The organism is Pseudomonas alkylphenolica (assembly GCF_004025535.1).
In the GTDB taxonomy this organism is placed as follows: domain Bacteria; phylum Pseudomonadota; class Gammaproteobacteria; order Pseudomonadales; family Pseudomonadaceae; genus Aquipseudomonas; species Aquipseudomonas alkylphenolica_A.
In genome coordinates this window covers 106022-119041 of record NZ_QJRG01000042.1, presented here as the reverse complement: position 1 = coordinate 119041, position 13020 = coordinate 106022, and the positions used below count along the sequence as shown (strand labels likewise).

The window sequence follows — 13020 nt, the reverse complement described above, 5'->3', positions numbered from 1 at the left end:
GGCTTACCGGCTCATCAAGTACCTGGCGACAGCATCGTAGGCGGGCAAAGTTGTCGCATCGTTAGCCGCGTTGGCGGCAGTCGGGTGGCTGGCGAATCGCGCGATCACCACTTCGGCCTTGGGATCAACATACAGCGACTGGCCAAAGACACCCCGGGCCATGAAGGCACCGTGCTCGTTATGGGTGTGCCACCACATGGCGTGGTAGCTCCAGCCAGCCAGCTGCGGGTAGCCCGCTTTGGCAAAGTCCTCTTTGCTGGCACCGCGACGAATGTCGTCGATGGCCGCTTTTGGCAGGATTTGCTGGCCGTTATAGCGCCCATCGTTGCGGATCATTTCTCCAAACCGGGCCAGGTCACGCAGCCCGGCATTAAGGCCGCCGCCAGCAAACGGCGTACCGGTGGAGTCGACTGTCATATAAGCGTCCTGCTCCGCCCCGAGTTTGCTCCAGATACGCTCGGAAAGCAGTTGTGCAACGTTTTTACCACTCACCCTCGCCAACACCCAACCCAGTGCGTCGGTATTGACCGTGCGGTAATGAAACGCCTCGCCGTGAGCCCCTTCTGGCTGCACGGTTTGCAGGTACTCATGGTATGAACGCGGCCCGGTGTAGTCTTGCGGCTTTGGCAGCGGGTTGCCGGCGGCGGCATGTGCCCAGACGTCAGCCTTCGGGTCGGCATAGTTCTCGCTGAAGCGTATGCCTGTGGTCATGTCCATCAGCTGGCGTACCGTCGCACTGCCAAACGCCGACTTGCCCAGCTCGGGTACGTATTCAACTACCTTGCGTTCAGGGTCGAGCGTGCCTTCGGCCACCATCATCGCCGCCAGCGTGCCGACAAACGTCTTGGTCACCGACATCGCTGCATGCTGGCCATCCGGTTTCAGCGCGCCGAAAAAGCGTTCATACACCACGCGGCCTTTGTGCAGCACGACGATACCATCGGTGTAGTTCACCAGCAGCGAATCACCCCAGGTCATCGGGCGCTCACTGCCCGTTGGAACAAAGCTCACCTTATCGATACCCGGCTGCAGCGCACGCGCCAGTGTGCTGGGTGCGCCAAGGCCACGCGAGACGTTGGTTGTCGGCATCAACTCCCTGAAGTGCGCGACACTCCAGCGCATCTGCGGAAACTGAAAATAACTGCCGTCCTCGAAGCGAATCATGCGCTCCGGTGGTGGTGGCGAACCGATCATCCAGCCCATTTTTACCGGGTCGCTTTCCAGTGCATCGGGGGGAGGTGAGCTACTGAATGCGGCGCTCGGCATCAGGATTGCCAGCACTGCAAAAACTAGGGGCAAAGGAACAGCGCGTTGCATCCGACCAGGCTTCATAGCTCAACTCCCTTTTGATTGATCGTCACCATGGTAACCCGTGGTCACATGCTCAAAACACGGCCGTTTGGATTAGGACCGCGGATGAAAATGAATCGTCCCTTAGTCCTGTCGGACGATGTTCTCTTGCGGGATAAAGAATCTTCTTGCTGCGGCGACTCGCCTGACGGGCGAGCACGATTCCTGTTCAATGGAGAGGAAGTGATATGTCGTACATATTGACCGGTTTTGAGGGCAAGGTCGCGGTCGTTACCGGTGCAGGCCGAATGCGCAGCATCGGCCGACCGATTGCGCTGGCATTGGCCAAGGCGGGGTGTGACATCGTGTTGACCGGCACGGGGCGGCCTGCGGAGCAGTATCCGGAGGATGAACGCGCGGTGAACTGGCGGGATATCGAATCGGTGGCCGACGAAGTTCGCCAACTCGGTCGGCGCGCCTTGCCGGTGGTGTCCGATGTCAGCAGCCCGGAGGCGGTGGAGGCGTTACTGGAGCGGGTGGTAGCCGAATTCGGTCGAGTGGACTTTCTGGTGAACAACGCAGGCGCAACGCGCGGCGGTGATCGCGTGCCGGCAACGCAGATGTCGATCGAAACCTGGCAACGGGTGATGAACACCAACCTGAACGGTACGTTTTACATGTCCCGGGCGTTTGCCAGGCGCATGGGGGAACAGGGGGAGGGGGGCGCAATCATCAATATTTCGTCGCTGGCGGCGCAACTGCTGGCCCCCGATACCAGCGCCTACGCTACCACGAAAGTCGCCATCAACGGGCTGACGACCATCATGGCGCGGGAACTGGGGCCAAAAAAAATCCGGGTCAACGTCGTTGCCCCCGGGATCGTCGAGACGAGCCGCCTGGACGACGTACCGCGGGGTAAGGTATGGGATGACATGGTGGCGGCCTACATCTCGCTGGGGCGCGCAGGTACGGGCGACGATATCGCGCACCTGGTCACGTTCCTGTGCAGTGATCAAGGCGAGTGGATCACCGGGCAGAATATCTATGTTGACGGCGGGCATCTGCCAACGCCTCGACGTCAGTGAGCCTTTCAAGGTGAGCCAGGCCCGTTGCGAGAGCGCTCGCAGCGGGCAGGGATCCCGCTGGTAGCGCGATCAGTGAATGGCAACCGGATTGATGTTTACTTGAGTGGAGCCAACATACAGCGGCTGGCCGAGCACGAACAGGAACTCCCAAACCTTGTCGTGCACCAATGCACGGCTGTCGATCAGCTCGAGGTTGTAGATACCGCGCTTGGCCAGCATGTACTGGTTGACCGGGAATTCGTCCTTGCCTTGCGGGCTCGGATAAACCTCGGAAGCCCAGGTGTCACCGCCGAAGGCGACGATGCCCTGATCGGCCAGCCACTGCGCTGCTTCCATGCCGATACCGGGTTCCACGTCCAGAAACTGCTTGTTGTCCTTACCGATCAATTCCAGCCAGCCGGTGTTGAACAGCACCACATCGCCCTTGCGCAGGGTGATGCCTTGCTTTTTCAACACCGCCTGGATGTCGGCCACGCTGAACTCGGTGCCACCGGGCACGATGGCCTGGTTGTAGTAGGCGGTCATGTCCAGCACAACGCCACGGGTCACCATCGGCGGCACTTTCTCTACGCCGAGCTTGGTGACGCCATCGACCGTCACAAAGTCGGCCGCCTTGTTGCCGTTGTAATACACGTTGTCGATGCCGATATGGCCAATCCCGTTGAGTTGGGTGCCAACACCGGTCCAGGCATTCACCAGTTCATCGTTGAAGGTGAACTTGTTCGGCCCCAGCGACTTGCCGGCCTGCTGCCCGACCTGCACGTTGTACAAGCGGAAACTGCGATGGCGGTATGCTGGAAGACTCTTGTCCACGGGCACAGCCAAGGGGTATGTCTTGCCCGTCTTGACCAGAGCGACCGCCTGTTTCACCACATCCGGGGTCAACAGATTGGCAGCGCCGATCTCATCGTTCGGACCATAGGCAGACGGGTACCAGTCAGCTGCGCTGGCAGCCTGCATGGTAAGCGGTAGCAGGGCCGCCAGGGCGAGCGTTGAAAAGGATTTCATCATGTATCTCCAGTATTACAACGAACAAATAACGTGCTCAGGCTTGAACGGGCTGGGCCGTGGGTGCGCGCCGATCCAGCCGGCCAGTCAACCGGCGGGCTACGCCAAGTGCATAAAGACTGACCAGTAAGCCCGCGGAAGGTAGTGAAACACTCAGGTCTGCAGCGATGGTCGGGATGAGGCCGACGACAACGAATTCAGTAGTACCGATGGCGAAGGCCGCCAAGGTAAGGGCGAGGGGTGCAAGGGGCATGATGCGATCCAGTGGGGTAAGCAATGGTTCGCAGTGTGCGGGGCTTACACATGCAGATTAAGCCTTGAAATAGCCAAACTTATTTGCGTTGAGGTCAAGAATGGCAATTTGCGGGGGCCCTGCCTGCGCGGGCTTCAGGTGATGAAGCGCGCAGGCATCTTGGCCTGGTCAGGCAGTGCCCTTGGCCTGCTGTTCCAGGTGCAGTTGCAATGTCGGGTCGATTTGCAGTGCGCCGGCCAGTTCGTCAAGGTAAGCCCGCTCGGCGTCCTGCTGGTCATCCACCAGCATCACGCTGGCCAGGTACATTTCCGCGGCCATGGCCGGGTCCTGGGCCGACTGCGCCACCTCGGCCGCATCGAGGGGCTTGCTGACCTCCTCATCCAGCCATTGCTGCAGCTGCGGGTCGTCGGTTTGACGTTTGATTTCAGCGTAGATCAACTGTTCTTCCTGCTTGTCGATGCGCCCGTCAGCCTTGGCTGCCGCAATCAGCGCGCGCAAGATGGCGTGGCTGTGATCCTCGGCCTCGGGGCCGGACAATTGATCGACTGTACGTACTGCCTGTTGCGGGGCTGCCGCCTGGCTGCGCTGCCAGCTTTGATAGGCCTGGAACGCCATCATGCCCAACGACGCCAGGGCGGCGTAGTTGGTGCCACCCCCGGAGCGCCCCTGGGTATAGCCGCCAGCGCTGGCGCCACCACCACCGCCACCCAACAGGCCGCCCAGTAAACCACCCAGGCCACCACTGCCACCCGCTGCACCGCCGCCGCCCAGCAGCCCGCCGAGCAAACCGCCCAAACCGCCCAGGCCGTCTTGCGATGACATGCCGCCGCTCCCTTGTTGCGCTTGCGAGCCTTGCCCGGCCCGAAGTAATTGTTCGAGTAGATCACTGGTGTTCATGGCGCCTCCCTCGGTCGGTAGTCGTTGCCCAGACAAGCAACGATAGCCCCCTCAAGGCGATCTGCCATGACCGTCTGGCCGACGGGAAACCCGGGGCTTACTGCGCAGGTCAGGTTTGTGTGAGCATATCCACCCTGTGCCCCCTGTCCGATGCCCACTGAGAGGCTGTATGTCGATTTTCAACAAAAGAACCCTGACGCTGACCCTGGCCGTTGTCGGCCTGTTGGGGCTGTCGAATCTGCATGCCGCCAGCAAACCCGCCACCAAGCCGAAACCTGAAGTTCAGGTCGCAGTGCTCGGCGGCAAGTTCAGCTTCAAGCTGCCGGCAGGCTTCGAGGCCAGCCCGTTGAGCGCCGATGAACAGAGCAGCGAAGGCGCCGACGCTGTGGGCACCCTGTATGCCAATGCGCAGGAAAAGCGCGTGGTCATGGTGATCGAGAAACCGCTCCCCGAAGCGTCGCGCCCGGGTGACAACGACGATGCCTTCCTCGACGGCGCCGTCACTGGCTTCGTCGACCGCCAGAGCGCCGGGCTACCGGACTTTCGCCAAACCGGCGAATTGCGCCTTAGCCGCAATGGCCTGGGTGTGCGACAGGTCGACAGCACAGCAACCCTGGGTGGCGGCAAAACCTTGAACAGCACCTTTATCGCAGGCTCCGGCGATCGCATGGCCGTCATCCAGGTCATCTCCCGTAGCGACGACGCCAGCGGTCATGCGGCGCTGGTCAGGCGAATCGCGGGTGAGTCCTCGACGCCGATGTCGGAGCCGACGAAAAAAGCACGGTAGACAGCATGCAAGCCGCTATGGCTTGCAACGCCTTGGCAATGTCCGGCATTTACTTCTTTTGGGGGATCGCCCTCGATCAGCTTCACCTCAATGCCCGCAGGCTTGCCCCGAACTGCTCCATGCCGACACAATCGTCGCCACGATGATCAGTACCGCCCCCAGCACCATTCGCAACGACGGCTGCTCACCGAACAGCCACCAGGCGCAGGCGATCGCATACACCGGCTCCAGCGCGATGATCATCCCAGCACTACGGGCCTCCAGGCCTTCCAGGCTCTTGACGAACAGGTACTGTGACAGCCCGGTGCACACCACCCCGAGCACGCCCAGGTAAACCCAGTCGTTCACCGTCAGCCCCTGCACCGCGAAGTGCGACACGACAAACGGTGCCACCAGCACAGCCACGATCAGGTTCTGCCAGAAGGCTACCCGAATCGCATCCATGCCCCGCGCTGCACGGCGGTTGGCGATGGCGAGCAGGGCGAACGACAGGCCCGAGGCCAAGCCCCAGAGCAGACCGACCGTGCCCTGGTCGAGCAGGTCGAACGATGGCACCACCAGCACCAGACCTAGAGTCACCAGCATCAGCAACAGGCCTTCGCCAGCCTTGATCCGCGCGCGGAACACCAGCAAGTCGATGACCGCGATGAACGCCGGAAAGCTGGCGAAACCCAGGGTGGCGACGGCGATGCCGCCCACTTTGATGGCAATGAAGAAGGTCACCCAGTGCGACGCCAGCAGCGTCCCGGTCAGGCCCATCAGCCCGAACTCGCGCAAGCGCAAGCCGGTGAAGAGTGAACGTCCCTGCAACTGGGCGACGAGGCCCAGGGCGATAAAGGCGAAGGCCGCACGGCCGAAGGTGATCACTGTGGCGTCGGCATGGATCAGCACACCGAGGATCCCGGTGAGGCCGAACAGCACCGCAGCGATATGGGCATTGATCAAGGCATTGCGATGGACGAGCGTAGACGCCGTCCCGGTTTGTGTGGCGAACATGGCAGTTTCCGGATATCCGTAGAAATCAGTGTTTGGATAGGTGTGGCTGCCGAGGATTCGGCCGCCGAAAGCGCCGCAGCGTTGTTGTGCTCATCGAGCCTTGCTGCTTATTCGCCGTAAAACAGGTTGGCCCCCGCTTGCGTGGAGCGGGGGCCGGTTTCGGTGCCGAACGCCGTCAGAACAGCACCTGTCCATGCAGCCTACGCAGCGTTGATCCAGATGGTCTTCAGCTCCGTGTACTGGTCATGGGCCCAGATGGACTTGTCGCGCCCACCGAACCCGGACTCTTTATAGCCACCGAACGGCGTCGAGGCATCGCCCTCGCCGAAGCAGTTCACCGTCACCACTCCCGCGCGGATCTCCCGCGACAAGCGCAGGGCGTTGCGCAGGCTACCGGTATAAGCGGACGCCGCCAGGCCGTAAATGGTGTCGTTGGCCAGTTCGATGGCCTCGTCAATCGTCGAGAAACTGGTCACGCTCAGTACCGGTCCGAAGATCTCCTCGACGAACAGGCGGCTGTCGCGGGTCACACCGTCGATGATGGTCGGCTGCACGAATACGCCCAATTCGGTCTCGCCACCCTGGACGACGCTGAGCTTCTGCTCGGTGGCATACTCCAGGTAGGCGCGTACCTTGTCGAAATGCGCCTTGCTGACCATGGCACCCAGACGGTTCTGCGGGTCGAGTGGGTCGCCCAGCTTCCAGTCCTTCAGGTGCTTTTCGATCAGTACCAGCAGCTCGTCCTTAACGTCCTTGTGGACGATCAGGCGCGAGGACGCCGAGCAGTTCTCGCCCATGTTCCAGAACGCGCCAGCGGTGACGAACTGGGCGACTTCGTCCAGGTCTTCGCAATCGTTCATCACCACGGCCGGGTTTTTGCCACCCAGTTCCAGTACCACGCGCTTGAGGTTGGACTCGGCAGCGTATTTGAGGAACAGCCGCCCGGTGTCAGTAGAGCCGGTGAAGCTGACCATGGCGATGTCCATGTGCCGGCCAATGGCTTCACCGGCTTCGCGACCGCCCCCGGGCACGATATTGAACACCCCCGGCGGAATGCCGGCCTGGTGCGCCAGCTCCACCACGCGCAAGGCGCTGAGGGTGGTTTCCTTGGCCGGCTTGACCACGATCGAGCAGCCGGCGGCCAGCGACGGTGCGATTTTCCAGGCGAGCATCAGCAGCGGGAAGTTCCACGGCAGTACCAGGCCGACCACGCCGATGGCTTCGCGTACTACCATGGTCACCGCCGCCGCACCGGTCGGCGCGGTACTGTCGTAGATCTTGTCGATCAATTCGGCGTGCCAGCGAATGGTGTGGATGGTCTCCGGCACGTCGACGTTCTGGCATTCGCTGACCGGCTTGCCGCTGTCCAGGCTTTCCAGCACGGCCAGCTCATGGGCGTTTTCTTCCAGCAGGCGGGCGAAGTCCAGCAGGATGTGCTTGCGCTCACCCGGCGACAACCTGGCCCAGCGGCCGCCCTCAAAGGCTTGCTTGGCAGCGGCCACGGCCAGGTCGACATCCTGCACGTCGCAGGCGGCGACTTCTGCCAGCTGCTCGCCAGTGGCGGGGTTGGTGGTGACGAAGGTACGGCCCGAAATGGCATCGCGAAACTCGCCGTCGATGAATGCCCGGGTGCGCAACTCGAGCTTCGAGGCCAGCGCTGCGTACTGTTCCTTGCTGAGCAATTCGGCCATGTCAGGCTTCTCCAGTGATCTGCGCGATAGTGCGCTTGAGGGTGGCGACCACGTCCTTCAGTGCTTCTTTCTCTGCGCCATCCAGGCCTTGCAACGGGGCGCGTACACCGCCGGTGCGCAGGCCCTGCAGCTCGCTGCCGTACTTGATTGACTGGACGAACTTGCCGCCTTCGAGGAAATCCATCAGTGGCATCATCGCTGCCATGATCCGGCGGCCCTTGGCGAAGTCTTTCTCCAGCACGCAGGCTTCATAAAGCGCCACGTGCTCGCGCGGGATGAAGTTGGAGCCGGCACATACCCAGCTTTGTGCGCCCCAGGCGAAGAACTCCAGGGCCTGGTCATCCCAGCCGCAGGACAGGGCGATGTTCGGCCGCTGGATAGCCAGGCGGTGCAGCTGGGCCATGTCACCGGAGCTTTCCTTGATGGCAACGATGTTCTTCACGTCGGCGACCGCGTCGAAGAATTCTTCGCCCATGCTTACGCCCATGCGGCCCGGGTAGTTGTAGAGCATGATCGGCAGGTCGGCGGCCCGGTCCACAGCCTTCACGTGGATCGCGATCTCTTGCTGGGTCGGCAGCGCGTAGGGCGGGGTGCCCACGAGCAGCGCATCGGCCTTGATTTCACGGGCGTGGCTGGCGAACGCCACCGCGTCTTCGGTGCGGATGCCACCGGTGCCGATGATCAGCGGCAAGCGGCCGTTCAATACGTCCTTGGCCTGGGCGGCCAGTTCGATGCGCTCCTGGGCGGTGTGGGCATAGTACTCGCCGGTAGAGCCGCCAATGATGACGCCATGGATCTTTGACTCGACGAGGAAGTCCAGGACGTTGGCGAAGGCCGCCTTGTCGATGGAGCCGTCAGCGGCCAGGGGAGTGATTGCCGGGGTGTAGATGCCTTCGAATTTCACGGTTGATTCTCCAGTGCAACGGTCAATTGGGGTTGGTTCAGATTCAGCTTCAGCCCAGCGAAGCGGCTTGCTGCAGGTTCAGCGAACGGGTTTCCGGGGCCAGTGCCCAGGCGAAGGCCAGGCCTACGAAGGTGACGACGGCGGCAGCCAGCATGGTGTTGGCAATGCCCAGCGACTCCAGCGACATCGGCACCAGCCAGGTGCCCACGGCCGCACCGATGCGCGACAGCGACGTGCCGACGCCGACGGCCTGGGCGCGGATTTCGGTGGGGAACAGTTCGTTCGGGTAGACCAGTTGCAGCACCTGGGCGCCGCCAATGAACAGCGCGTAGGCGCCGAACAGCACCAGGATCAGCAGCGGTGCACTGTCGTGGAAGGCGCCCAGGCCGAGCAGGGCCAGGCCGGAGAACAGGAAGCTGTAGATCAGCATGCTGCGCCGGCCCATGCTGTTGATCAGGCGGGTGGCAATGACACAGCCGATGACGAACAACAGGGTGATCGCCACCGAGCCGAACGAAGCCCATTCGCCATTGAGGTTCAGCGCCTGCAGTACCTTCGGTGCGAAGGCGTACACGGCGAACACCGGGATCACCGAGCAGCTCCAGAACATGGTCACGAACAGCATCCGCTTGCCGTAGCCGGAATGCAGCAGGTTCCACACCGAGACCTTCTGCTCCTTGGGCTGTTCAGGCAGGTTGGCCAGCGAGAAGTCTGCGCCGTACACCTGCTTGATGATCTGCTCGGCTTCGGCGCTGCGGCCCTTGCTCAACAACCAGCGTGGCGACTCGGGCGTGCCCAGGCGCACGATGAACAGGGCAACACCGATCAGCGCGGAGCTGGCCAGCACCAGGCGCCAGCCATTTTCGCCACCGACGTTAAGGATGAAATTGCCGAGCACGTAGGCGAACGCGGCACCCGCGAACCACATGATCGTCAGCATCGCCAGGCGCGGGCCGCGGTATTTCTTCGGCAGGAACTCCACCAGCAGGGACGTCGCCACCGGGTATTCGATGCCCACTGCGATACCGATCAGAAAGCGCAGCAGGAACAGCGCCACGGCCGATTCCACCCAGTACTGCGCCACCGACGACAACACGAACAGGGCAGGGCCGATGAAAAACACCCGCTTGCGCCCCAGGCGCCCGGTGAGCCAGCCGCCGAGGAAGCCGCCGAAGAAGATGCCGATCAGCGCCGAGGCGGCGATCATGCCTTGCCAGAAGCCGCTCAGGCCAAGGGCATTGGTCATGTAAATGAGCGATACGCCGATGATGCTCAGCACATAGCCGTCGACGAACGAGCCGCCCGCCGAGCGCACGGTCAGAAGTTTGTGGAAGCTGTTGAGCGGTACGTCTTCGATGGAGCGATTATTTATTGTCATGGTAACTCCGCTTCTTCGTGGATCTTGTTTTTAGCTTTCCTTGCCGGCCCGGTATTGCCCCCACGCCAGGTTCAGGTTCACCCCCATGGAGAGGAATGGCTGTGGCGGGTTGCTGTTGGGGCCGGGGGAATCCAGCAGGAAATCAATCAGCGTGTTGCGCTCGCCGGCCAGCCAGTCGGCCAGCAGCTTGCCGGTGGCGGTGCCGCGGGTTACGCCCAGGCCGTTGCAGCACAGTGCGCCGTAGACGTTGCGCGCCAGCTGGCCGAACTGGCTGGTGTGGTTGCGCGACAGGGCCAGCGAGCCGCCCCAGGTGTAGTCGAAAGTGACTTCTGGCAGCATCGGGAAGCGCTGGGCGAAAGAGGCCCGGTGGCGGCTCGCAAAGCGCTCCAGGTACTTGGCGTTGCTGCGCCCGTCGGGGTTGAAGCTGAAGCTGTTGCGGATCAACAGGCGCTGGTCCGGCGTGCGCCGCACCGTGGTGCCGAACGGGTCGGCCGGAATCACGCCCCAGTAGGGTTTGCCGCCCAGGCGCGCCTGCTCCTCGCGGGTCAGCTTCCGGGTCAGGCTGGCGTAGGTGAAGATCGGCAGCATGCGGCCTTGGAGGAAGCCGAAGCTCATGCCGAAGGCGTTGTTGGCCAGGATCAGCTTATTGGCGGTGATGCTGCCGCTTGCGTGTGTCAGGCGCACCTTGTCGCCGTACTCCACGTCGAGGATCGGCGTGTTCTCGCATAGCCGGACGTTCGCCGGCAGGCTGTCGGCCAGGCCCTTGACCAGCGCGGCCGGCTGCACCAGGGCAGTGCCCGGGGTGAACAGCGCCTGGCGGTAGAAGGCGGTGCCGATATGCCCCGGCAGGTCCTGCTCCTCGATCATTTCCCAAGGCTGGCCGAGCTTGTCCAGGCCACGGCGGTAGGCGTCGAGTACGGCGATGCCGCGTGGTTCGATGGCCGCCTGGTACTTGCCGCAGTGCTTGAACTGGCAGTCGATGTCGAACTGGCTGACCAGTTCCTTGAGCGACGATTGCCCGGTGAGATTGAGCTGCATCGACTTCTTGGCAATCTCGATATCACCGATGTAGTCCTCGGCACCAATGTCGTGGGGCAGGTCGATGGCAAAGCCGGCGTTGCGCCCGGAGGTGCCGAAGCCCACCTCCTGGGCCTCCACCAGCAGGATCTGCTCATCGGGGAAATGCAGTGCCAGCTGGCGGGCAGCGGCAAGGCCGGTGAAGCCGGCACCGACGATGCACCAGCGAACCTCGCTGTGGCCGCTGTGCCGCGGTGTGGGCGTGCGCGGCGGGCTGAGGTGATACCAACCGCAGGTGCGGTCATCGGCAGGTAAAGACGTGATTTTTGTCATTGTTAACGGCTCGACTTCAGTACCGGTTTGAAGGGCACGGCCCGGTGGATATGCTCCGCTCCAAGGCTATGTCTACAATTCGTCTACTGAATATATTGCTCGATATACAATATGTCTATCGGCATTTCGACGAGCGGCATCGTGCTGTTTTCAACGATGTCAATAAGCGACTTCGGCATGTCAAAAGACGACGTTTTTGTGGACTGAAAGCTGCTAGCCATCTAAATAAATCGTTATAAATCAATTAGATAAAATTAATTCACATTGATTTTTATAAGTATACAGTTAGAAGACAATTGCGTTGACGGTGACCGGATCTCATGCCAGCCTCTTGAGAAACCACACTGCCAACAGGGGTGTGGCCAGGGATTCCGGTGCTTTGTGTCGGGGAAGGGATTTACTCAATAACAATAACGAAGCCCGTCTCCTGTAAAGCGGGCTTGCTCTCGATCTGCGAGCGAGGAAGGGATATGAGCATCATGCGTAAGGCGTTGTGTGCGTTGGCGGTGGTCGCGATGACGATCTTTCAGGCGCAGGCCGAAGAGAAGGTCATCAACATGGGCACGCTGTCCTGGGAAGACCTCACGCCGATCAGCGGCATCACCAAAAAGGTACTCGAAGATTCCGGCTACACCGTGAAGGTAACCTCCTTCTCCGAATGGGGCATCGCCTACGCCGCCCTGGGCAAGGGCGACATCCAGATTCTCGCCTCGCAGATCGACTACGTGGCCCAGGACTACTGGAACAAGAACAAGAACAAGCTGGAGAAGATCTCACCTGTTTCCCATGGCCTGTACCAGGCCATCGCCGTGCCCAGCTACGTACCCATCGACTCCCTCGAACAGCTCAATGAGAACGCCGACAAGTTCAACGGCAAGATCATCGGCATCGAGCCCGGCTCGGGCCTGATGAGCGAGGCGGCCGAGGCGGTGAAGCAGTATGGCCTCACGCTTGACCTGCTCGAAGGCAGCACGGCGGCCATGACCGCTGCGCTGAAGTCCGCCGTGGACCGCAAGGACTGGATCGCCGTCACCGTCTGGGAGCCGTCGTGGATGGCGCAGAAGTTCGACATCAAATTCCTCAAGGACCCCAAAGGCGTTTTCGCGCCACCGCAGGGCTACTACTGGATCGCCAGGAAGGGGTTCAGCGCCGAGAACCCCCAGGCCCGCGAAGCCATTGCCAGCGTCTACGTGCCGCTGACCGCCATCACCTCGATCAACGGCGCGGTGAAGGATGGCAAGAGCATGGACGAAGCGGTGAAGGACTGGACCGACAAGAACGCCGAGCTGCTCAAGCGTTGGGAAAACATCAAGAAGTACTGATACGCCTTTGTTAGTTGCTGCTGCCGAACTTGGATTATTCAAACAACCAGAAACTTCTG

General features: G+C 61.6%; 11 protein-coding genes and 1 pseudogene. 3 read left to right on the top strand and 9 right to left on the bottom strand.

Features of this window, described 5'->3' with window-relative positions:
* Window positions 1-3: 3 nt before the first annotated feature.
* A complete protein-coding gene (locus DM813_RS11790; protein WP_241653165.1) occupies window positions 4-1266 on the bottom strand; it encodes a serine hydrolase domain-containing protein in 1263 nt (420 codons plus the stop codon).
* 272 nt (window positions 1267-1538) lie between these two features.
* On the opposite strand from DM813_RS11790, the gene DM813_RS11785 reads away from it, so the two are divergent.
* Window positions 1539-2375, top strand: coding sequence for an SDR family NAD(P)-dependent oxidoreductase (locus DM813_RS11785; protein ID WP_128323569.1), 837 nt, complete (start codon window positions 1539-1541; stop codon window positions 2373-2375).
* A gap of 69 nt (window positions 2376-2444) precedes the next feature.
* Here the strand turns inward: DM813_RS11785 and DM813_RS11780 are convergent, their stop codons facing one another.
* The 3 genes and pseudogenes from DM813_RS11780 to DM813_RS11770 form a co-directional block, all read right to left on the bottom strand.
* Window positions 2445-3383: a cyclase family protein gene (locus tag DM813_RS11780; RefSeq protein ID WP_197875016.1), complete on the bottom strand. Its 939-nt coding sequence runs from the start codon at window positions 3381-3383 to the stop codon at window positions 2445-2447.
* Between the two features lie 67 nt (window positions 3384-3450).
* Window positions 3451-3636 (bottom strand): annotated as a pseudogene (locus DM813_RS11775) (MFS transporter); the annotation flags it as partial.
* 168 nt (window positions 3637-3804) lie between these two features.
* Window positions 3805-4533, bottom strand: a complete 729-nt coding sequence (locus DM813_RS11770; protein ID WP_128323567.1) for a tellurite resistance TerB family protein — start codon at window positions 4531-4533, stop codon at window positions 3805-3807.
* A 169-nt stretch (window positions 4534-4702) separates the two neighbouring features.
* Between DM813_RS11770 and DM813_RS11765 the strand changes: the two genes are divergently transcribed.
* A complete protein-coding gene (locus DM813_RS11765; RefSeq protein ID WP_128323566.1) occupies window positions 4703-5320 on the top strand; it encodes a hypothetical protein in 618 nt (205 codons plus the stop codon).
* A gap of 87 nt (window positions 5321-5407) precedes the next feature.
* Here the strand turns inward: DM813_RS11765 and DM813_RS11760 are convergent, their stop codons facing one another.
* The 5 genes from DM813_RS11760 to DM813_RS11740 form a co-directional block, all read right to left on the bottom strand.
* Window positions 5408-6316, bottom strand: a complete 909-nt coding sequence (locus tag DM813_RS11760; RefSeq protein WP_128323565.1) for a DMT family transporter — start codon at window positions 6314-6316, stop codon at window positions 5408-5410.
* A 200-nt stretch (window positions 6317-6516) separates the two neighbouring features.
* A complete protein-coding gene (locus tag DM813_RS11755; RefSeq protein ID WP_128323564.1) occupies window positions 6517-8007 on the bottom strand; it encodes an aldehyde dehydrogenase in 1491 nt (496 codons plus the stop codon).
* Between the two features lies 1 nt (window position 8008).
* Entirely contained in the window at window positions 8009-8911 is a 903-nt protein-coding gene (locus DM813_RS11750) for a dihydrodipicolinate synthase family protein (protein WP_128323563.1), read from the bottom strand.
* 49 nt (window positions 8912-8960) lie between these two features.
* Window positions 8961-10289: an MFS transporter gene (locus DM813_RS11745; protein WP_128323562.1), complete on the bottom strand. Its 1329-nt coding sequence runs from the start codon at window positions 10287-10289 to the stop codon at window positions 8961-8963.
* 30 nt (window positions 10290-10319) lie between these two features.
* The gene (locus DM813_RS11740; RefSeq protein ID WP_128323561.1) at window positions 10320-11639 is read right to left on the bottom strand and encodes an NAD(P)/FAD-dependent oxidoreductase; all 1320 of its coding nucleotides are present in this window, start codon (window positions 11637-11639) and stop codon (window positions 10320-10322) included.
* A 470-nt stretch (window positions 11640-12109) separates the two neighbouring features.
* Here DM813_RS11740 and DM813_RS11735 point away from each other — a divergent pair, with 470 nt between their 5' ends.
* Entirely contained in the window at window positions 12110-12961 is an 852-nt protein-coding gene (locus DM813_RS11735; protein ID WP_128323560.1) for a glycine betaine ABC transporter substrate-binding protein, read from the top strand.
* The last annotated feature ends 59 nt before the right edge of the window (window positions 12962-13020 follow it).